This window comes from Rhizobium oryzicola (assembly GCF_030504645.1).
Lineage (GTDB): Bacteria > Pseudomonadota > Alphaproteobacteria > Rhizobiales > Rhizobiaceae > Neorhizobium > Neorhizobium oryzicola.
The window spans coordinates 560906-581715 of sequence record NZ_JAUKWQ010000002.1; the positions used below are offsets into that span (position 1 = coordinate 560906).

Genomic DNA, 20810 nt, shown 5'->3' on the forward strand with positions numbered 1-20810 from the left:
ATTGGCGAACGCTCTTTTCCTTTATGATTGTCAGTCCGATCGGGGCGCGCTGTCGGGCGGCTCCTGGGCTCCCGCCCTTCCTCTCGCCAACCTGCAAAACGAGCGGCTGGAGAAAATAACCCGCTCTGCGGATCTCGCGCTTGCCAGCACGTTGATGCATGTGGCGTTGGCGGCTCCCCTCGAAATGCGCGCCCTGGCGCTCGGGCCTTCCAATCTCACCACGGGCTATAGCCGGCGCGTGCGTGCCTGGGCCGATAGCGGACGCACAGCGCTGTTGCATGATAGCGGCTGGGTGCGGGGTGCGGCGCAAGCGCCCTGGAATACGCTCAACTGGTCAGATCCGGCCTTCTGGGATGGTTATCAGCCATGGGATGATGACGAACGCGGCATGTGGCTGATCTACATTCCTGATCAACCCGTTGTCGCGCAATATTGGACGATTGAGATTGATGACCGCAACAATTCGGACGGTCATCTGGATTTCGGGCGGCTGTTCATGGGCCGCGCCTGGCAGCCGTCGCTCAACTACACCTATTCCGGCAATGGGCTTTCGCTGCAGGAAAACTCCGTTAAGGCCAGCACGCTTGCGGGCGGGCTTGTAGTCGGACGGCGGATCAACCCGCGCGTCTTCCGCTGCGCTTTCGACTACCTGCCAGAAATTGAGCTATTCGGGCAGGTCTATGATTTCCAGCGGGTGACTGGATTTGATGGGCAAGTCTTTGTCATTCCCGACCCTGAGGATGATCAGTACCTGCAGCGCCGCGCCTTCCTTAGCACGGCCACGCGCATGGATGCGCTGACGCAAGCCGTTTTCGCCCGAGGTGGCACAGCCTTTGAATTTCGTGAGGTGATATAAATGGCTATTCCTGCCGATGTGCAGGCCGCTTTGGCGCGCCTGCTGCAATACAATTCCAACCCGGTCAGCGCCTCCAATCCGTATGGCATGGGCGATTACGGCAACCTGATCAATTTTCCGCTCGCTCTGGCGGATGTTTCCACGGTCGCGGACTGGTTTGGCGCGACGGGCGGCTTGCCGGGGCCTCAGGGTGATCCTGGTGCGAATGGCACCAACGGGACCAACGGCACCAATGGTGCTGACGGCAATGACGGGTGGTCGCCTGTCCTGGCTGTCGTTGTGGATGGCGCGCGCCGGGTGCAACAGGTTGTCGATTGGGCAGGCGGCGAAGGCACCAAGCCCGCAACGGGAAAATATGTCGGCGCAACCGGCCTTGTGACGGATATTGCCAGCGCGGTCGATATCCGGGGCGCATCCGGTTCGGGTACGGGGGATGTCGTCGGGCCGAATTCGTCTGTCACCGGAAACGTGGTGACTTTCGGCGGCACGTCCGGCAAGAGCATTCAAGATAGCGGCGTTGCTCTGGGAACAGCGGCTTCCAAGAATACCGGAACCTCTGCGGGGCAGGTGCCTGTTTTAGATTCGGGCGGTAAGCTCGCGACCTCGACATTGCCGACGCTCGGCACGGCATCTGCAAAGGATGTCGGCACCAGCGCGGGGCAGGTGCCCTTGCTCGATGGCGGCGGGAAGATCCAAGTCTCTGTCCTTCCAGATGCCGTTCTGAGTAATCTGAAATATCAGACGGGGTGGAACGCTGCCACAAACACGCCTGCCATACCTGCCGCCTCTGACAGCAACAAGGGCTGGTACTATATAGTCAAAACGGCTGGCACCACGACGATAGACGGCGTGAATGATTGGCAGAACGGTGACTGGATCGTTTCCAATGGCTCCAGTTGGGACAAAATCGACAATACTGATCAGGTGATCAGCGTTGCCGGCCTTCAGGGGGTTATCTCAGCTGCAGCGCTGAAGACGGCTCTGGCGCTGGTCGTTGGGATGGATGTGCAGGCTTATGATGCCAACACTGCTAAGGTCAATATTGCGCAATCGTGGGGTGCCGTCCAACGCTCCGCCGTCACCGCGTTGATTAGCGGCGCGACCATTTCGATTGATGCTGCCTCGACCAACGATTACAGCCTCACGCTTGCCAACAACGCCACGCTCGCAAACTTCACGAACGCGGCATCCTATGTCGGGAAGAAGGGATCAATCGCCGGGCAGCAGGACGGCACAGGCGGCAGAACACTTGCATATGGCGCCAACTGGTTCGCGATCGGGTCTGCTACTGCTCCATCTGTGCCTACGGCGGCCAACGCCAAGTTCCGGATTGATTATCACATCGTCTCGTCCACCCGCACCGATTTTTCGGTGTCATCCGTGGGGGTATAAATGGGCATTTTCTCCGACAGCATGCTTCTGAAGCAGTCGGCCAAAAAGCTGGACGTTTCGAAGCTGTTCTCAACCACTTTGTACACAGGGGATGGGGCAAGCAGCAGGGCTATAGTCAACGGCCTGGATTTGGCAACAAATGGTGGTTTAGTATGGCATAAGGGCCAAGATAATTCGGTGGCCAACTCGTTTTACGACAGCGGGAGAGGTTTAGCGTCCGGTAGGCTTGCGTCCGACACGCAAAACGCTCAGGCTGGGTCTGTTGGTGCCGTTACTGCGTTCAACAGCAACGGGTTTAATTTATCGAACGCTCTTTCGTCTAACATTTCAAGCTACAAATATGTTGCTTGGTCGTTCATAAAGAGTGCCCGTTTCTTCGATGTATTAACTTGGACTGGTACTAGCAGCCTTAATAGGTCCATAGCGCATGGGTTGGGCGTTGCCCCCGGCCTCATTATCGTTAAGCGTACGGATACGGCAGAAGACTGGTGGGTTGGCCATAATAGTCTTACCGGCGGAATTTCAAATTCCGCGCAATTCTTGAAACTGAACGACACAGTTGCTGGGACTAGCGGCCTTGGACTGTCAGCCGATGCTACATCAATAACGCTTGACCAATCATCTTTGTTCTACAACGCTGGTGGCAAGCAGTACGTCGCCTATGTTTTTGCGCATGACACATCTTCGGATGGCGTCGTTCAGTGTGGTGGATACACCATCAGCGGCGGCGCGGACGCAGTAGTAAACTTAGGCTGGGAGCCTCAGTTTGTCCTTTGGAAGCCGTCATCTATCGCCAGCACGAACTGGCGAATATTCGATATCCCGCGCACTTGGGGAATAACCCTTATCCCCAACAGTACTGCCAGCGAATTGCCCTATGACATATTAACCAAAACCAGCACCGGCTTCACCGCTGTCGGTGCATCTCACCCCACCAATGGCAACTACGTCTACATGGCGATAAGAAAGGCCGGAACATGACGTGCTATCGCGAAACTGCACCTAACGTGTTTTCCGCTTGGGCTGGTGAGGTAATCAAGGATGTGCGTTATCCACTCAATATAGCGGACCTGTGGTCTGATGCCGAATTGGAAGCTATTGGGTTGTACCGGCCATTGCCGGCCGATCCGGTTCCGGCTGGCAAGATGGTCAAAGGATCGGCGGTGAGCCGCGTTAGCGGTGTCGTAAAGTGGGTAAACGATCTTGTTGATCTGCCTCCGCCCTTGGTAACAGCGGATGATGTCATTGCAGAGCGCGAGCGGCGGCTTGCCCTGGGCTTTTATTATGATTTCCAAGATGCGCGCGGCGTGCATCATCTAGCGACAACGCAAGGTGACATGCGCAAGTGGACGGATGAAGTCACGCCGCTGGCGCAAACCCGGATCAACCTTGGCCAGCCGAATTCAACCATCGGGATCTTTACCCAAACCGGGCCTGTTGAGTTGACGGCCATGGAATGGTTCCAGGTGCTGAATGCTGCCGGCGAATGGCGGCAACCGATCTATGCCGCAAGCTTCGCCCTGCAGGCCATGGACCCGATACCAGCAGACTATGCCGCTGATCATTGGTGGACGGCGTAAAGCCTTCGCGCTTGCGGATGCTAACGTTTACCGATTGCACTGCTGCTTGGATGCGCTGGTCGTGCCGTTGGCGCACATAAACTTGCCGCCAGCCGTGCATCCCACCACACCGCCTTTTTTGCCAGAGCAAGGCGTATTCCGGGCTTCGGCCAGGGTAGCGGTGCAAGCCACAATGGCTGCCAGAATCAATGTCGTAAATTTCATTGCCTTTCCCCAAATGGTTGCGTGCCGACTTTATGTGGCGCGCTAGCCAAGACGCAACCCTGAAGATCAGTAGATGGACACATCATGAAAACGGTGCTGGATGTGCAGCGCCGGCTGGCGGAGCTTGGATTCGATCCTGGTCCGCTGGACGGTCTGCGTGGCCGCAAGACGATTGCGGCGGTCGAAATGTATCAGCGGGTCAATCACCTGGCGGTGGACGGCATCGCGGGACCGGCGACGATCCGCGCACTCTTTGGCGGCGCGCCGGTTAGCCCGCAAGACACGCCCGATGCCACGCCCTGGCTAGATATTGCGCTGTCAAAGAAAGGCCTGCGGGAAAAGGCAGACAATGCCGAGCTGCGCGCCTTTTTGAAATCGGGCGGCGGCACGGTCGGCGATCCGGCCAAAGTGCCGTGGTGCGGTGACTTCGTGGAAACCTGCATTGCTATTGCCCTGCCGCGCGAGGTGCTGCCGAACAATCCTTATGCGGCCATGAGCTGGGCGACGTGGGGCAGGGAGTGCAACCCGCAGCCGGGGGCAATCCTGTCCTTCTGGCGCGGCTCGCCCGACAATTGGCAGGGCCATGTCGGGTTCTATGTCGCTGAGGACGCCACGCACTTCCATGTGCTCGGCGGCAACCAGTCGGATGCTGTCACCATCACCCGCATCGCCAAGACCCGCCTGCGCAAAGGTGGCGCTCGCTGGCCGCTCACCGCTCTCGCGATCGATGCGGGCGCCAGGATCTCGGATGGCTCCGGCCTGATCGAGACCACCAACGAAGCCTGATCCTCTCAACATTGGAGAAAACTCATGCGCTCCCTGCTCATTGCAGCGGCTGCAGGCTTTGCCCTGTCCGCTTGCACCACCGTGGATACGGCCAAGATCGACACGGCGATCCAGAAGAGCCTGCCGCAGACATGCGCTCTTATCTCGCTTGGCCACGCTGCCTTTGTGGCCGCCTCAGCATCCGGCGACATCAAACAGTCCACGGTCAATAAGGAGGCCGCTGCCTGGGCTGGCGTGCAGGCCATCTGCGCCGATCCCGAACATGCGACTGCCGCCGGCGCGCTTGTGGCTGCGGCAACGGCATACGCCACCATTTCCTCCGCCCTCAAGGAAGCCAAAGCTGCGCAATGACGTAGCGGTTATATATGAAAGGAAAGTTCCATGGATGCTAAAGTGATCACTGCGCTGGCGCAGGCTGTCAGCGCCACAGTGGCGCGCGATGATGTGCCGGCGCAAAGCGATGCAGTGCAGCCCATCGTCGACGCGGTAGCGCCGCTGGTGGCGCATACCGCGAATGCAGAGCCCTGGTATCAAAGCCGCGTGACGATTGGCGCCATCGTCTCCGTCGCCATTCCCTTGCTTGGCGCTCTCGGCGTGTCTGCCGACGTACTGAACGCCGACCAGCTGACCGCTATTCTTGTTGCGGCCGGATCGCTGATCGGCGGTCTCATTACGCTCTATGGCCGCTGGAAGGCCAAGACGCCGCTCGGTAGCAAGTAGGATATCTGGAATGGGGGATGCTGGGGCGCAGCAGCTGGACCTGATTGTCCGGATGCTGGAGCGGCTTGAACGCCGTATGGACGACATGGAAAGCAGCGCCCGGGAAAGCCGCGGGCGCATGCATCAGCGACTGGATGACCAGGCAGCCTCAATTGCGGAGCTTCGCACTGATTTCGAGGTGGCGGCCACGATCGCCGAACAGCAGCGCCAGGGAGTTGAAGCGCTTGCGGAAAAGCACTTTGACACGGCCAAGGCCATAGGTGAGCGGATCGACAAGCTGCAACCGGACATCGACCAGTGGCGCCAGATGCGAAAGCTGGGATACGGTTTTTCCGGCCTGCTGGTGGCACTCGGCATCAGCGGCAGCGCGTTCATCGTCTACCTCGGCGAAACGGCCCGCGCGATTGCCCGGAAGTGGCTGGGGGTATGAGTGCGTCAGTGGCGCCTACCTGAGACATATACGATGTCGCCCGGTCGCAGTTGGATATTCTTGTGAGGATTTCTGATAGCCTCTTCGAACTTTACCGATATTGGTTCGCCGTCTCGTATGACCGTGATGTAGGCGCTGGCAACCGAACGCATCAGGCCACCGGATTCAGCGACGGCATCAAGGAGCGTGGTTGGTGCGGCGTCAAGCTCCATTCGCACCGGAGTGCGCACGTCACCGAGGATGGAAATCCTGCGCGGCGGCCTGGAGACAATGGAAATGACGACCTGGGGCTCTATTGCGCGATTGGCGAATTTTTCAACGATCTCCTTTTGAACGTCGGATTGGGTTCGTCCGGCCAAATGTATCTGACCGGCATACGGAATGCTGATGTTGCCCTTTTCATCCACTTCCTGCTCGGGAAGGGTTACGAAGTTTCCCGGCCTGGCGCCGGCATCCTGCGGTATGAACAGCCCGCCGGTTTGCGCTTCGAAGATCGTAACTCGGAGCACATCCCCGATGCCAAACCTCATGAGCGAATTGACATCAGACCCTCCGGCTAATTCCTGACGTTCGGCTGCTGTTTCGGAGGGAGGTGTTTTCTGAGCGGCGGCGGTCGAGCTATTGAACGCGCAGGTGAGTGCTAGACCCATCGCCACAGTGAAAATGGATGGCAATCGTAAGCGTCCTCGGCTCTTCACTCTCATCCCCCGACCTCAAACGTATCTAGACGAAGATATGATAAGCATAGGTTGCGGCGAGATGACAGTGGTTACAATGTCTGGTCGGCAAACATCAGTTCAATCGTGCGCCGGAGCTGAGCCGAAGCGTCTAAGGCCTCTGTACATCTCTGGCTGATGCTCTCGACAATACCAAAAGACGATCGCCTTGCTCTCTTCGAACCCGTAGCAGCCCCACCTGGAGCAACGAGTGACATCGGCGAGGATATGATGACATGCGTGGTCTTCGTGGATATTGGCACCTGCCGCGTCTGTATGGTTCTCGATGCTCATGCTGTTTCCTTTGGCAAAAGTATGAGTTGATCGTCTGGCAGGGGGCGTTGTAGAGCCTTCGCCTCGTCCCAAGGCTTGGTCAGCCATGTCTCAATCTCGTCCTCAGTGCGGAGAATGACCGGCATTGCCTTCTGATGTATCGGGCCCACTATGCTGTTCGGTTCTGTTGTTAGGAAGGCGAATAGATCCGTCTTGATCAGTCCTTCCTTTACCTTGCGAACACTTTCCCAGTCAGGCGTCCACAGTCCCGCAAAGAACATCAGCGGCTGATCCGGCCCTCCAGCAAACCAGGCGTTCGGAGTCCGTCCCCCTTCTGGCTTGTTCGCCGGGTCCGGCTCGGCAAAACGGGTGAGGGGAACGACGCAGCGGTTCTCGACGCCCAGCCAGCGTTTCCAATGGCCACTGGACGTGTTTCGAATGTTCGTCGTGCCCTTGTCCGGTTCCATCTTCAGCAGCTGATCGAAATCGACAGGCTTGCCCTTTTCCCGCAACTTGTCGGCGCGCTTTGTCGCGGCGTCGAGCAATGCCTTCTTTGACGAGGGCATTCCCCAGCGAACCATCACCAGTTCACGCTCGCCGCCGTTGTTCCGCACGAGCGGGGCAGGGTAGTCCGGATAAACATCCAGCGAGGGCGGCATATTGCCTAGACGGTCGAGGGCTTTCGTGAGCGCCCTTATTGCGTCCTGGTTGGTCGAAACATTGTAAAGATTACACATGCGCACCTCCCGAAGAGATCAAAGCTTCACGTCCTGCCAAATCGGCACATGCCGTACCTCGATCCGAAGAAGCTCCCTGACAATCAGACCCGGGATTTCCTCGGCCGACAGACTCACAAATGCAACAGAGACCCCGTCTTTCTCGCCGCATTTTTCGCAGCGGAATTGCTTCTCAAGCTCGAAAACGTGTCGATCACCAAAGACCTTGATGAGGTCGCCCGGGCGGTAATGCCTTGTGATCCTGCAGTTCGCACACTTTACCCGCACAAACTGCCCGATCTCATGGGCCTTGGAAAGGCGCGGGATCTGCTGTTCTCGGTAGGGGTGTGACCGTCCCGCATAATAACCGGCGGGCATTAGGGACGCTCGTATGTCGGCTGCCATCCTCGCGTAAGCCCATGGCTCATGGCGCCTTCGGCCAGTGCAAGCTGTCCGCGGACAAATTTCAGATCTTCAAGCAGTGTGGCAATCGTTGCACGCGCATCACCCTGATGCCAGGCAAGAGCAGTGTCGACATCATCCGCGACTTCACGATCAATAACTGGTTCTGGTGCGGACATAAGAGCTCCTTCACGCCGAAGCGTGTCATGCTGATCGTATTGTGTGGCGAGCCGTTAGGCATGTTTGTTCTTATTATGTTCTCTGGCGAGTGAGAGTCAAGGCGGGTGCTCGCGCCTTTACATCCAGCCCACAACCCGAGCGATACCTACCCCGACCTCAGCCCCCGCAGCCAAAGCCGCCACCACAGCAATAAGCCATATCCACCAATCTCTCATGCGCAATATTAGCTCCCTGCTGATGGCGAAACCAATGTCTTCAGTTTCCTTCGGACTAAGCCGCCGGGCATGACGGCAACACCAGCTATGACGCGAGACTGGCGCAGATCTCCTCCATCAGATGGTTGACAAACACCGTCTGGCCTCTGCTTCCGCTTTTCATGAGCGCGAGATCAATTCCCTGGACGTCCGGCAAAACATGCCCTGGTTCGATTACATCAAGATCATCCGGCACGGAGCATCGGGCGATTGCCGCGACCGCGAGACCTGCTCGCACGGGGGATAATATGCCCGCGAGGCTGTGGCTCGAATAGGCTATGCGATAGGGCAGGTTTGCCTTCGCGCATGCTTCAATGATTTGCGCTCGCGCGACACAGCCAGGCTGAAAAACTGCAAGGGGCAAAGGCTGCGTCATGTCCAGATATTTACCACGAGCCTTTGCCCAGACAACCGGCTCAATTCGGATGACGCGAGAAGCATCATCATTTGGGCGCCGCGAAACAAGGGCAAGGTCGATCTCGTTGCGCCCAATCCGCTCCGACAGAAACTCGCTAGGTTCACAGGTTAGCTCTACTTGTACGTGTGGAAATCTCTGCCCAAACCGTTCCAGAATGTCAGGAAGTAGTGCATAAGCATAATCATCAGGAGCACCGAGTCGTACAATTCCAGATCCATGAGACTGAGCCATTTTACGCCACAGTGTCTCATTTAGTTGCAGGATGGCCCTTGCATGCGCGAGCATTTGCTCACCATGTTGAGTGAAACGCCTTTTCCTGCCTCTGGTTTCGAAAATAGGAGTATTGGGAAAAAGGGTTTGAAGCCGCTTCATTTGCATGCTTACAGCAGATTTGGTTCTACCCACTCTTTCCGCTGCCGCGGCAAAGCTTCCACTATCTGCGATTGCAATAAGTACTTCGAGGAGAAGTGGGTCGATCTTTCTGAGATTTGGCATCGAATAGTTCAACCAATTTGACCAATTAGGTAAATACAATTCGATTGTTCTAACAGAGTCAAGAAGATAGCAATTGCCTTGCACGGTATTTGTGCCGTGAAAATCAACCTTTGAAAGCAAAAGACAACGTAATGTCGTCCGGCGCAACACCATGCCGGCAACGGCCTAATTTTGTCTGCGCTCAACCGGAGATCGCTTATGTCGAATAGTTTTCCGTTCAAGGCCAACGTTTTCAAGTCATTCCCGGCAGGTGACTTCTTTCGTGCTAACGCTGCCAATTTTCCGGTGCTGAAAGGACTTGCGGTTCAGGCGCTGGAAATCCTACCTGGTGGCGTGCGTGAACCTCATACGCACCCGAACGCCAACCAACTGGATTTTTGCATTCAGGGCAAAGGCCTCGTGGGTATCGTCGGTCCGGATGGCCAGAAGCAGTATCTCGAGCTTGCACCTGGAGACATCTCCTTCGTTCCGCAGGGTCATTTGCACTGGATCGAAAACTTAGGCGACGAGCCGTTGTCCTTCCTTGTGGTGTTGTCGCATGAACTGCCGGAAACGATCGAGTTTTCGGAGATGTTCGCGGGGGTCCCTAACTCGACCCTGGCCAAGATGTACGAAGTGCCGGAATCCGCCTTCGAACAGATTCCGGAAAGGACCGTGATTATCGGCGGCGTGCCAGCGATGTCGCAATTCTGCGAAGCGGCTGAATAAACGTCCTTCTGCCTGATCGCGACCATCGCATTTCCTGCGCCACCCTAATCGCTGGCGTGCATCGGAGAAGTTAGCCTTGGTCGCGATCTGTTGGGGTCAGAAGCGTACTGAGCAATCAAGCCCTCAGGATAATGTCCGCCAATCAGTAGCTCCATGCAATTTCATCAGGTGCGATCATTTAATGTGCCTGAGCCGAAGGCAGAGCTTTGTACAAGCAAACGAGGTATTTCATGTGCCTGAATCTTTCCGACCGACCGACAATCCTGTTCGGTGTTGGGCTAAAGTTGCTGTCCCTTCGCTTCCAGGCACTGCAGCTTGGCGAAGATGATTTGGCGAGAGCGCTTGAAGATGCAGGAGCGGAAATTGATAGGTTGTTGGAGGAGTATCAAGAGGAGAAGGGGTGGCCCGTTGCTAATGAGGACGGAGAAGAGGCTGTCGTAAGCGTTCCCCCTGATATTTGATTTGCTCCGTCTGCACCTCAGCAAATCCGACCTCGTATTGAACGCTTATCGAACAGACTGCCACACCTGAGAAAAGTGTGGCATAACGGTTGGGGCCTAGATTACCACACCGTGGAAATTTCACGGCGAAAACAAACGCTTAGGTGAGGGGATTTGTTCGGATGGAGGCCTCGCCCGGAATTGAACCGGCTATCGGTCGTACTTTGCTCCCTGCTCAGACTGAAATGAGATCTACGGCTCCGACAAGCCCGATCTGAGCAGCATTCATAGCAAAAGCATGATTTCCGGACGCTTCGGTCACGTTGACTGTGAACTCCTGTTCTGAGGTGAAATTTCCATCGGATGCATTCACTATCAGGGTGTATCTGTGATCCGGACCGCTGCTCTGGTAGTTCAGCGGTGTGTTGACCGAGACGACACCGGTTTTGTCGTCGATTGAAAATAGCCCGCTCAGGTTATCTGAAAGAGAGTAGGTCAGCTGTTGGCCTTCCGGATCCTTGGCGGAAGCCTTGTAACCCGCGATTGGCCCTTGCGTATTTTCTGTTACGGAAACCTCCGCCTTGCTGCTTGCAAACTCCGGAGGCTCATCGAGGTTCATGACGTAAATGGAGAGAAGTGCCTCGGCCGTGTTTTTCCCGTCAGACGCGACGACCGTAAGGCCGTAGGCACTCTGCTTTTCAAAATCCAGCTGACCTCGGGGAAATACAAAGCCTGTTTGCGAGTTGATATCGAAGAGACCGCCCTTATCGTCCTTGAGCGAAAACGTCACCCTACCGCCTTCCGGATCTGTTGCCGTCAAGGTGGGCCTCATGAGAAAGTCGCCGGAATTCTCATAAACGTATGCCACACTAGTGCCTATGAAGTACGGTGCCTCATCCACGTCCGTAGTTTTGACGGTAAGAATCTGCTGTGTGATAAAGTTGCCATCGGAAGCATTAACGGTCAGGACGTAGCTGTGGCTATCGGATTGGCTCTCGTAATCCTGAGCGGTGTTCAGCGAGATCACACCTGTCTTGCTGTCGATCGAAAACAGACCCTTCAAGTTATCTGAAAGAGAATACGTCATCTCGTGGCCTTCCGGATCCTTGGCGTAAGCCTTGTAACCCGCGATGGGTCCTTTTGTATTTTCTGCTACGGAAACCTCTGCTTTTGCGCTTGCAAATTGCGGTGGCTCGTCGACGTTCAGGACGTAAATGAAGAGAGGTGCCTCGGCCGTGTTTTTCCCGTCAGACGCGACGACCGTAAGGCCGTAGGCACTCTGCTTTTCAAAATCCAGCGGAGTTCGGGGTAGTACAAAGCCTGTCTTCGGATTGACATCAAAGAGACCGCCCATATCGTCCTTGAGCGAAAACGTCACGCTACCGCCTTCAGGATCTATTGCCGTAAGCGTGGGCGGCATCGCCCAGCCGGAATCCTCATAATAAAATGCTTGCGTACTGCCTATAAAATATGGTGCCTCGTCCACATCCGTGACATTGACGGTAAGTTGCTGCTGGGCGGTGAAGTTGCCGTCGGAGGCATTGACGGTCAGGACGTAGCTGTGGCTATCGGATTTGCTTTCGTAATTCTGGGCGGTGTTCAGCGAGATCACACCTGTCTTACTGTCGATCGAAAACAGACCCTTCAAGTTATCTGAAAGAGAATAGGTCATCTCGTGGCCTTCCGGATCTTTGGCAGATGCTTGATATCCTGGGATTTGTCCACGTATGTTCTCGGCAATAGATGCTTCTACCTTGGTGGCGGTAAATGCTGGTGCCTCATTCACGTCCGTCACCTTGACGGTAAGTTCCTGCTCGGCGGTAAGAGATCCGTCAGAGGCAATCACTGTCAAGCTGTAGCTGTGGTTCGTACCGCTGTTTTCGAAATCGAGTGGTGCATTGAGCGAGACAACGCCTGTTTTGCTGTCGATGGAAAACAGCTCCTTCAGATTGTCCTTAAGGGAGTAGGTGAGGGCTGCGCCTTCCGCGTCCTTTGCAACTGCCTGGTAACCGGCGATAGGGCCTGTGGTGTTTTCTGCAACCGCAACATCCACCTTGCCGGCGGAAAATGCCGGTGCCTCATTCACGTCCGTCACTTTGATTGTAAGTTCCTGCTCGGCGGTAAGAGATCCGTCCGACGCAATCACCGTCAGGCTGTAGCTGTGGTTCGTCCCGCTGTTTTCGAAATCAAGCGGTGCATTGAGGGACACAGCACCTGTCTTGCTGTCGATCGAAAACAGGCTCTTCAGATTGTCCTTCAGGGAGTAGGTGAGGACTGCGCCTTCCGGGTCTGTTGCAGATGCCTGGTAACCGGCGATAGGGCCCGTGGTGTTTTCCGAGACGGATGCTTCCACCTTGGTGATGGCAAACACCGGCGCTTCGTTTACGTCTGTCACCTTCACATAAAGCTGCTGCTGTGTGGTGGCCGCGCCGTCCGACGCAACCACAGTCAGGCTATAGCTGTGGTTCACCCCGCTGTTTTCGAAATCGAGCGGCGCACTGAGCGAGACGATACCGGTCTTGCTGTCAATCGAAAATAGACCCTTCTGGTTGTCTGCCAGAGAATAGGTGACGACCGCACCTTCCGGATCCTTTGCGGCGGCTATGTAGCCCTTGATTTCGCCCTTCGTATTTTCTGCGACCGAAACTTCGGCCTTTGAGCTGGGGAACTGCGGCGGGGCGTTCACGTTTTCGACTCCCCCACCCGTTGTCCCGCTCCCTATGTCATTTCCTGCAAGTTTCTCCACCTTGGTAACTGTGGCGTCGACGGCTGAGACGCTACCCGGAGCGTCTTTGGTAACAGTCGTCAGAAACTCTCGCGCCGCCTGCGCTGCGGCGTTACCTGCGTAGGCGGCAATCTTGGCAGGCGTATCGAGGCGCGATGTAAAGAGGTCTGCTGCGGAGACCTTCGCTGTAACCGTCTGAAGATCCGTGCCGCTGGAGCCGTCCAGAATGGCGATCGCAATCGTATTGACGTTGAACCGGCCCGACTGCAATTGCTGCACCCAGAACTGCACGCCCGCAGTTTCGCCTGTACGGCCAAAGAGCGATTGGTAAATTGAGTTCACAACCTGTTCGTTGCTCATCCCAGCGAAACGAGACTGATATTCGGCCGTTCCTGTTAGGTTACCGATGCCAGAGAGGTTGGAACCGTTTTTCGTGACGCTATTGAAATAGGAAAGACCGCTCGGATCTGCTGGACGTCCAAATAATGCAACATAAATTCCTTGGATGCTAGCCATCCTTGCCCTACCCACTCAATTTCTGGTGGATCGACGGACATCAGTTTCACGGCAGTATTTCAATGACGATTATCTATGACAGAGGGCCGTGCATACCCTTTCATAGGAAAAATGCGCGCAAAAGCCATTTTGGTGTGGCGAAGCAGACCTGATAGGCCTCTGGTAGCTGCAGCGTTATAGAAGGGAGCATCTCGTGAAAATGATGAAAGGTTAGCCAAACCCAACTTGCTGAAAATCCGGTGAACTTTGACGCCCTCCGGGCCTCTGATTTTGCAACTTGCGCAGACCCGGTCCCTACGGAAGGGTTATTCCGAGAAGTGAAGCGGCGTGCTTAAGACTGGTGTAGGCTGATTCTACCTTAGGGACGAATTCGATAGCTTGCGCGACGCCCACGATTGCAGATTTGAGTTTTAGTCCGTTGGGTTTTTCCTTAGCTAGCTCGCTCAAGCTTTCTTCGGCAAGTTCCACAACTTCAGCTGACCCACCGCGTGCATTCTCAATGTCGTCTCGATGCTGTAGCACCAAATGAAGCGCAGCACGCAGCGCTTCATTTGCATCGGCCCCTAAGGTTTGGGTGTTTTGTGCGAAATTAGATTCGCCGCTTTGAACCACGCCTACCGGACCATTGAACACGAACGTGCTATTGCTATCACGTGGATTTCTCATTGGGGCAGCCTCCGCAATCAGATCGATTTCCACTCGGGTCCGAGTTATTTCGCCGTCCAAGATCTTGCGGTTACTATCTGTGAAGTTTTGAGCCCCACCCTCAGAGCCCACCTTAGATAAATACAGTGACTCCATAGTCTGAAATTGGCGGCGTATCTCTGAGATCACTACGTCCTTGATCTCAGTGGCATTGTCTGACGTGATAGGGATACCGTGTGCCGTAAGTACCCGAAACATCGTATTTCGAATTAGAGCTGTGCGCGGGACAATCTGCTTGCGCACTAGTTCAGACAACATTCTGTAACTAGCGGTCCCGCCATGGAGGCCGCGTGAGACAAGTGTCGAGATAGCTTGCATCTGGTCTAGTTGATGCTGCCTGTTAAACTCCTCCGCATCAATTTCGCAAAGCGTCCGAAAACTTGAAAGTGCTTTCTCGTCCACGTTTTAATCCTCGCTATTGTGCCCTTTACAAGGGCACAAAACGATTGCGCTTTCAAACCCTCAGAGGGGCCCGTGTTGAGTTTCACAATAAAATCAATGGCATTATGGAGGGGTGAATTTCGGATAAGTATCTGATTCAAAGGAAAATTATAACAACCTCCGGGCCCACCAAAAACTTGCTGTTCGCCACATGCCTTTGAACTTTCGCCTCGAAAACTGAGCAAAGCGGCTCGTTTTCTCGTGTTGGTTGTTCATATAATTCCTAGGCAAACACTCGGGTAATGATTTTTGTCTAAGCGTCAGCCTCAGAATTAATGAGGGACGCTCTTATGGCCATTCAGCTCAAATACAACGGTAAGAATGACAAGGCAGGTCAATGCGAGGTGACGATACGAGGGAAAACCAAATCGACGGGTGACGGAGAGCAAGGACGAATCCTAGCGCTGATCGAAATCGAAGCATTTGAGAAGGGTGAGGTTGAGCGCAAGGAGCTAATGGAAGCTTACGACGATATGGTCGCCAAATCAGTAGATGGTTTTGTGCTCCGCTTATGGGAACCGACAATGCCGCCAGCCGCAAACGAACTTCCGGAGGCAGCAATCAAGTCAGCTCGCTACGAAGCGTATATTGACGGAGAGGAAGTCTACAAAGGGGATGATCTCCAAGAGTTGCGCAATATAGTCAGCAATATTCCAGACTCCAGTTTCGGTCCTTGAAATCACGAGGTCTTGTTATTTGAAATCGCTTTGCTGCTTCTATTTTTTCAAGACCTATGTGCTGAGCGGGTGAGTGATTAAGGAGATGCTTGTAGTTCAACAGCGCGCCTTCTCCGTGAATATTCTCTATTTCCTTCCATTTCTCCAAAATGTATTCAGCTGCTTCAATGATGGCCGCGTCCTCGCCGATGGGATCGCTGGCGATGCTGTTGCGCACTCTGTCGATCCAAAATTCCAGTCCCTTGGTGTCGCCTAATTCCACACAGCAAACAACGGTTCCCACGCGGAAAGCTCTTTTGGATGGCATGCTTGGATGCTCAAGTTCCGTCACCCTGTCGGCGATAGCATTCCTCATCACGCTCAGATGTTTTTCTCGCATAGTGATGCCCTCGGTCATTAATAGAAGATTCTTGTCCGAGATTTCTATCGGCGCAAATCCTCTCACTCGCGCTTAGCGCTTCCTCTCTCCTATAATGTCAATCTGGGATTGATTCGGGGGTGGGATGCTGGAAGTCGACAAAAAACGTGAAGCAACAGCATCGATCAGGGGCTATTTGTACCAGCTTGATGCAGCCTTGCTCAAAATCCTGAACGCGGGCCTGGACGAGAACGTCGTTATTGAGGGCATTGAAGACTTCGACCGCTATACCGATGAAGGCGTCATTTATGGTCAGGTAAAATACTACGCGGAACAGAACCTGACAGACTCGGTGCTGCGCGATCCCCTGCATAAGCTCTTTGTTCATTTCCATGGGCTCGAAGAGGCTCAACGCGCAGGCAGAAAATACCTGCTATACGGGCACTTTTCTGAAGTTAAGATCGATATCGGCGAGCTTTCCGTCGAGCGCTTCAAGTCCGTGATGGAATACCGGAAAGAAGTGAAGGCCACTGACGGCACAAAATCCTACGAAAAGAAGTCTTTGCTCGACGGCATGGCCGCGCCAGATGGTCTAATTCAGGCGTTCTGCAAGAGCTTCAGCATACAAATCTCGACGGAATTTTCTCAACATCGCAACATCGTCATCGAGGCAATACGGAAAAACCAAAACGTAACCGCGTTTGAGGCCGAAGGCTTTCACTATCCAATGGCCTTCGACTACATCGCCACACTCGCCACGAAAAAAGATGAAAACGACCGCAAGGTCACCCGGCGTGACCTGCAGGAACTGCTCAAAGGTACTCAAGCTGTCCATAATCGTTGGCTTCTCCGGGAGAAGGATGCAAGCGAGTACGCGAAGCATATGAAACGCCTTTACTTCTCGCCCGCCAACGGCGCAGGAATCGTGCGTGCATTCATCATTGAATGCGATGCGGCAACCGACGGTTCGGTTGTCTGCGACCAACTCAGGGCAATCGGCAACAACTGGAGTTCGGCTAAGAAGCGCCGCATCCAGAATTCCGAGCGCTATGCACCATTCATCCTCCTACGCGGCGCGGATGAAAAACTCATCATGCAAGTGAAGAACGAGCTGTTCGATACCGGAACCATTTTCGTAGACGGTTTCCCATATCGCGGATCGCCATTCCGCATCGATCACGTTCTTAGCCAGCAGACCCAAGAGCACCAAATCGAAATTCGTCTTGTTGACGACGTTGACCAGTTGGTGGAGGCCCTCGCCGGTGTGGGACGGAAGTTGTGTCACATCTACGACTTCTTCCTTGAACGCCCAGCAGCCGTGGCTCTGCCTGGTCCAACGAGTCGGATGTATTCGATCCCCGTCAGCAGCATCTCCACAATCACTAAAATTATCTGAGGACGTACAATGACTGAGGAAATCGCCAATGCCGAGGTTGTCGCCGTTTATCCCAACAAAGTTCGAGTGGCCGTCGATGATCTCTTGAATTTCCAGGCTGCGGGCGAGTCTCTTCGCGTTGGGTCCTTTCTCAAGGTCTCGGACAATGACAACGTTTCTCTCATCTGCATCATTGAAAGCTTTTCAATCGAGATGAAAGAGGTGAAAGGCGACGGCAGCAGTGACTACAAGCGTGTCTATATGATTGATGCGCATCCTCTCGGGACCCTTAAAGATGGAAAGTTCAATCGCGGCGGTGACGAACTCGCCATTCCGCCAAAGAAGGTGGTTCCGGCGACGAAAGCGGAAATCGCAGCCATCTATGCAGACTGCTATGCGGCTGAAGACCGTTTTTGCTTTTCGTCATTGACCAGGCAGCGCGATATTGTCGTCCCTGTCCATGGCGACCGGTTCTTCAACAAACATATTGCCGTTGTCGGTGCTTCTGGATCGGGCAAATCATCGAGTGTGTCGTCAGTTCTGCAAAAGGCGATATCTGCCAAAACCGGCGAATACCAGGGACTCAACAACTCCCATATCCTGATATTCGATCTTCATTCCGAATATGCCACGGCGTTTCCGAAGGCGAATGTTATCACCGTCGATGACCTCGTCCTGCCATATTGGCTTCTCAACGAAGACGAGATGGAGGACATGTTCCTGGAATCGGGGGACAACAACAACTACAACCAGGAGTCGCTGCTCCGCTCCGTAGTGACCATCGCCAAGAAGATCAGCAATCCTGCCGTCGAAAAGGTCAATTTCGACAGTCCGCTTCGATATGACATTCAGCACGTAGCGAACGCTTTCCGCAACCTGACGCGGGAAACAAAAGATGCTGAGAACTCGCTGCATATCAAGTTTAAGGACGGCACGACCGAAACGTTCGATGACGTGGAAGGGCAGCTTGAGCACTATTGCAAGGCGTTGCGGGAATTCGCGGCCCCGGAACGCAGCAAAATCAACAAAGGCCCCTATGCCGACGGTAGTATCGACAAATTCGAGCGTCGGATTAGATCAAAGATATCCAACTCCCGGCTTGACTTCATATTCGGTGCGAAGGCCAGATCCGTGACCCTGGAGCAGGTACTTGAACAGTTTACCGGCTACAACGCGGGAGGCGAGTCGAATGTCACCATCATCGACCTCAGCGGCATCCCTTTTGAACTGCTCAGCATTACCGTTTCGCTGATCTCCCGTTTAATGTTCGATTTTTGCTATTATGCTCGGCGCGTTGAAAGCAAGACTGAACAGCCATTCCTGATGGTTTATGAGGAAGCGCACAAATACGCGCCAAAGAGTGGCCTTGCTCGCTACAAGGCTTCCCTGGCTGCAATCGAACGCATCGCCAAAGAAGGCCGAAAGTACGGCATCAGCCTTCTCATTTCGAGCCAGCGCCCGTCTGAAATTTCAGAAACTATTTTTTCGCAATGCTCCAACTTCCTGGCAATGCGTCTCACCAACCCCGATGACCAAAGTTATGTCCGCCGACTATTGCCGGATACCCTTGGCAATTTGACCGAGGGCATGCCCGCGCTGGAGCAAGGGGAAGCGCTTCTGATCGGGGACGCCGTCATCATGCCTTGCGTCGTGTATGTGGAGAAATGCAATCCCGAACCCTCATCGAGTGACGTGAAATATCTGACGCTATGGAAAGAAGAATGGAAGAAGATCGATTTCAAGCAGCGTGCCGACAATTGGCGGGGCTGACTTTGGGTGACATCACATGAAGGTTGGGTATACCGAGTTCTCATTTGGATACGCGTTCACCGAAAATCTCATCCGATCACACCCGACCGGGGCAACGGGTGCGCCGGTGTTCCCAAATCTGGTCCAAGAGGCGAAGCTTGGATACGATGTCCAAATCCAATTGCCAGCTGTGCCACTTTTCTTTCAATTTAAGCTGCCTGACCGGATGAAGAAGGGAACAGCTTTCGAGGTATCGACCGGCAGCTGTCCAGGGCTGAAGACGCCATTTTATCGGATTGGCTTGATGCGAAATGACCTGTCGAAGCAGCATGCCCATCTTATGGAGCTTGAGAAGAAACATCCGGGTTGCGTTTTCTACGCCGCCCCTTGCCTTGCAGACATTCACGCATTCAACAAATCTTATGGTCTGGGCAGGGTTTTCCAAGACACCGCATTTTTCTCGCCTAGGGATATCGGGCCACTTCCCGATAACAAGCAGCATACAATCGCCTATCGTAGCGATCTTGGACATGCATACTTCTGTTCTGATCCGCAGGAAGTGCGCCGGACAACGTTTGACGACGTTCAACAAAAGATTGGCGCGCTCCTCCAGCAGAAGCAATACAGTGATGCAAGAGAGACCGCTCGCAGTACCCGCGAGCAGATTGTCGACTTGGCGTCTTCGACTTCCCGAAGGCAGGCAGCCGGACTAGCCGACAGAATACGTGTTCGCGTCAGAGCCATCATGCCTTCGGCCGCGATTAACACTGAGCAGGAAGAAACGCTTACGAATTTACTCCTGGCGCGTGACATTGCTCGCATCGATCTTGGGATCGAACTTTTAATTGCTCAGCCAGGTTAAGGGCGGCGGTACAACGGCTAAGGCCCCATCCCGAAAACCACGGTTTTGTCCTGGCCAGGAACCTCAGGGTGATTGCTGCGTCGAAACGCCGGGCCATTGCCCAAGATAATCATCGACGGGTATCCCTGCCAATCCAGTTCAAGCTGGGCTTCAAAATACCTTGCCTTGGCCTTGGTCACCAACTCTTGGGGAGCGGTCTGATCGTAACCAATGGCCACGTCAGCGAGGGGATGATGCAGATATTGAACAGCTTGTAGTGCCAAGGTCACAGCGCAGGTGATGACACTTCTGTCTACAAACAGGCTGCCGTCGTGATCATTCGCAAACTGAAACGGACCACTGGCCACTGGTTTGTGCCCCGGGACAGTGAAATAGGCATAGCGAGAAACACCACGAAGAAATTCGCCGGTCGGCTGGTTGTCGTTTCCGGCGAATGTGGGATCGTTGCCCACCAATATGATGTCGATGCCGCCATCGCCTTCAATGGACCTGGACACGTATGCGCCCTCGATGAATAGGTTTAATTGAACATCGACCTGTAGGCATGGCTGCTGGCCGAATAGAAAAAATGCGTGTGCTCTTGGAAGTTTAAGGGCCTGCGCTTCAATGGTCGGCAGCTCCAACTCCAATAGATCGGCACCAATTCTTGAAACGTCGAAAATGCAATCCCCCGAAGCGAGGACGCGGGCCGCAATGGGTTCGAGATGAGCAATGGTTAGTAGGCGTTCGTCACGCTCGTCTGGCAACATACCGCTGAACTCTTTCGAGGCGGCCCAGTGACGCATGATGGCCTCCTGGCGGAATGTGTTTTGAAGCTCCGATGCGGCCAGGG

General features: G+C 54.5%; 24 protein-coding genes. 15 read left to right on the plus strand and 9 right to left on the minus strand.

Going from position 1 to position 20810, the window contains the following annotated elements; genetic code table 11:
- Position 1 precedes the first annotated feature (1 nt).
- Genes Q2T52_RS10020 through Q2T52_RS10035 form a run of 4 tightly spaced genes read left to right on the plus strand, consistent with a single transcriptional unit; the run spans position 2 to position 3828 of the window.
- Complete coding sequence (locus tag Q2T52_RS10020) at positions 2–856, plus strand: hypothetical protein (protein WP_302076574.1); 855 nt, start codon at positions 2–4, stop codon at positions 854–856.
- Positions 857–2248 (plus strand): hypothetical protein, encoded by a 1392-nt coding sequence (locus Q2T52_RS10025; protein WP_302076575.1) that lies wholly within the window; start codon positions 857–859, stop codon positions 2246–2248.
- A complete protein-coding gene (locus Q2T52_RS10030) occupies positions 2249–3229 on the plus strand; it encodes a DUF7483 domain-containing protein (protein WP_302076576.1) in 981 nt (326 codons plus the stop codon).
- Complete coding sequence (locus Q2T52_RS10035) at positions 3226–3828, plus strand: hypothetical protein (RefSeq protein WP_302076577.1); 603 nt, start codon at positions 3226–3228, stop codon at positions 3826–3828. The genes Q2T52_RS10030 and Q2T52_RS10035 overlap by 4 nt, the downstream gene beginning before the upstream one ends.
- A gap of 27 nt (positions 3829–3855) precedes the next feature.
- Here the strand turns inward: Q2T52_RS10035 and Q2T52_RS10040 are convergent, their stop codons facing one another.
- Positions 3856–4032: a YdcA family protein gene (locus Q2T52_RS10040; RefSeq protein ID WP_302076578.1), complete on the minus strand. Its 177-nt coding sequence runs from the start codon at positions 4030–4032 to the stop codon at positions 3856–3858.
- An 84-nt stretch (positions 4033–4116) separates the two neighbouring features.
- Here Q2T52_RS10040 and Q2T52_RS10045 point away from each other — a divergent pair, with 84 nt between their 5' ends.
- The 4 genes from Q2T52_RS10045 to Q2T52_RS10060 are packed head-to-tail and all read left to right on the plus strand — an operon-like array spanning position 4117 to position 5968.
- A complete protein-coding gene (locus tag Q2T52_RS10045) occupies positions 4117–4818 on the plus strand; it encodes an NlpC/P60 family protein (RefSeq protein ID WP_302076580.1) in 702 nt (233 codons plus the stop codon).
- Positions 4819–4842: 24 nt separating this feature from the next.
- Positions 4843–5169, plus strand: a complete 327-nt coding sequence (locus Q2T52_RS10050; RefSeq protein WP_302076581.1) for a cell wall anchor protein — start codon at positions 4843–4845, stop codon at positions 5167–5169.
- Positions 5170–5199: 30 nt separating this feature from the next.
- Positions 5200–5538 (plus strand): hypothetical protein, encoded by a 339-nt coding sequence (locus tag Q2T52_RS10055; protein ID WP_302076582.1) that lies wholly within the window; start codon positions 5200–5202, stop codon positions 5536–5538.
- A 10-nt stretch (positions 5539–5548) separates the two neighbouring features.
- On the plus strand, positions 5549–5968 hold the full coding sequence (locus Q2T52_RS10060) for a hypothetical protein (protein WP_302076583.1): 420 nt from the start codon (positions 5549–5551) through the stop codon (positions 5966–5968).
- Between the two features lie 5 nt (positions 5969–5973).
- Here the strand turns inward: Q2T52_RS10060 and Q2T52_RS10065 are convergent, their stop codons facing one another.
- Together Q2T52_RS10065 and Q2T52_RS10070 are read right to left on the minus strand one after the other, a co-directional pair.
- Positions 5974–6642 (minus strand): polysaccharide biosynthesis/export family protein, encoded by a 669-nt coding sequence (locus tag Q2T52_RS10065; RefSeq protein WP_302076584.1) that lies wholly within the window; start codon positions 6640–6642, stop codon positions 5974–5976.
- Positions 6643–6974: 332 nt separating this feature from the next.
- Positions 6975–7694, minus strand: a complete 720-nt coding sequence (locus tag Q2T52_RS10070; RefSeq protein WP_302076585.1) for an SOS response-associated peptidase — start codon at positions 7692–7694, stop codon at positions 6975–6977.
- Positions 7695–7742: 48 nt separating this feature from the next.
- Between Q2T52_RS10070 and Q2T52_RS10075 the strand changes: the two genes are divergently transcribed.
- The gene (locus tag Q2T52_RS10075; RefSeq protein WP_302076586.1) at positions 7743–8024 is read left to right on the plus strand and encodes a hypothetical protein; all 282 of its coding nucleotides are present in this window, start codon (positions 7743–7745) and stop codon (positions 8022–8024) included.
- Between the two features lie 26 nt (positions 8025–8050).
- Here Q2T52_RS10075 and Q2T52_RS10080 read toward each other — a convergent pair whose 3' ends face one another.
- Positions 8051–8254, minus strand: a complete 204-nt coding sequence (locus tag Q2T52_RS10080; protein WP_302076587.1) for a hypothetical protein — start codon at positions 8252–8254, stop codon at positions 8051–8053.
- Positions 8255–8555: 301 nt separating this feature from the next.
- Positions 8556–9575, minus strand: coding sequence for a LysR substrate-binding domain-containing protein (locus Q2T52_RS10085; RefSeq protein WP_302076588.1), 1020 nt, complete (start codon positions 9573–9575; stop codon positions 8556–8558).
- Between the two features lie 18 nt (positions 9576–9593).
- Here Q2T52_RS10085 and Q2T52_RS10090 point away from each other — a divergent pair, with 18 nt between their 5' ends.
- Together Q2T52_RS10090 and Q2T52_RS10095 are read left to right on the plus strand one after the other, a co-directional pair.
- Positions 9594–10130: a cupin domain-containing protein gene (locus tag Q2T52_RS10090; protein WP_302076589.1), complete on the plus strand. Its 537-nt coding sequence runs from the start codon at positions 9594–9596 to the stop codon at positions 10128–10130.
- Positions 10131–10360: 230 nt separating this feature from the next.
- The gene (locus tag Q2T52_RS10095; RefSeq protein WP_302076590.1) at positions 10361–10591 is read left to right on the plus strand and encodes a hypothetical protein; all 231 of its coding nucleotides are present in this window, start codon (positions 10361–10363) and stop codon (positions 10589–10591) included.
- A gap of 214 nt (positions 10592–10805) precedes the next feature.
- On the opposite strand, the gene Q2T52_RS10100 is transcribed toward Q2T52_RS10095, so the two are convergent.
- Entirely contained in the window at positions 10806–13811 is a 3006-nt protein-coding gene (locus tag Q2T52_RS10100) for a cadherin domain-containing protein (protein ID WP_302076591.1), read from the minus strand.
- 294 nt (positions 13812–14105) lie between these two features.
- On the minus strand, positions 14106–14918 hold the full coding sequence (locus tag Q2T52_RS10105) for a hypothetical protein (RefSeq protein WP_302076592.1): 813 nt from the start codon (positions 14916–14918) through the stop codon (positions 14106–14108).
- Positions 14919–15247: 329 nt separating this feature from the next.
- Here Q2T52_RS10105 and Q2T52_RS10110 point away from each other — a divergent pair, with 329 nt between their 5' ends.
- The gene (locus tag Q2T52_RS10110; RefSeq protein WP_302076593.1) at positions 15248–15634 is read left to right on the plus strand and encodes a hypothetical protein; all 387 of its coding nucleotides are present in this window, start codon (positions 15248–15250) and stop codon (positions 15632–15634) included.
- Here Q2T52_RS10110 and Q2T52_RS10115 read toward each other — a convergent pair.
- Positions 15600–16031, minus strand: coding sequence for a hypothetical protein (locus tag Q2T52_RS10115; RefSeq protein WP_302076594.1), 432 nt, complete (start codon positions 16029–16031; stop codon positions 15600–15602). The genes Q2T52_RS10110 and Q2T52_RS10115 overlap by 35 nt on opposite strands.
- Positions 16032–16137: 106 nt before the next feature.
- Here Q2T52_RS10115 and Q2T52_RS10120 point away from each other — a divergent pair, with 106 nt between their 5' ends.
- From Q2T52_RS10120 to Q2T52_RS10130, 3 genes are read left to right on the plus strand one after another with little or no spacing between them, the layout of a single operon-like run.
- Positions 16138–17388: a DUF4297 family anti-phage-associated protein gene (locus Q2T52_RS10120; protein WP_302076595.1), complete on the plus strand. Its 1251-nt coding sequence runs from the start codon at positions 16138–16140 to the stop codon at positions 17386–17388.
- A gap of 9 nt (positions 17389–17397) precedes the next feature.
- On the plus strand, positions 17398–19137 hold the full coding sequence (herA, locus tag Q2T52_RS10125) for an anti-phage-associated helicase HerA (protein WP_302076596.1): 1740 nt from the start codon (positions 17398–17400) through the stop codon (positions 19135–19137).
- A 16-nt stretch (positions 19138–19153) separates the two neighbouring features.
- Positions 19154–19978 (plus strand): hypothetical protein, encoded by an 825-nt coding sequence (locus tag Q2T52_RS10130; RefSeq protein WP_302076598.1) that lies wholly within the window; start codon positions 19154–19156, stop codon positions 19976–19978.
- 17 nt (positions 19979–19995) lie between these two features.
- Here Q2T52_RS10130 and Q2T52_RS10135 read toward each other — a convergent pair whose 3' ends face one another.
- The gene (locus Q2T52_RS10135; RefSeq protein ID WP_302076600.1) at positions 19996–20763 is read right to left on the minus strand and encodes a hypothetical protein; all 768 of its coding nucleotides are present in this window, start codon (positions 20761–20763) and stop codon (positions 19996–19998) included.
- Positions 20764–20810 lie beyond the last annotated feature (47 nt).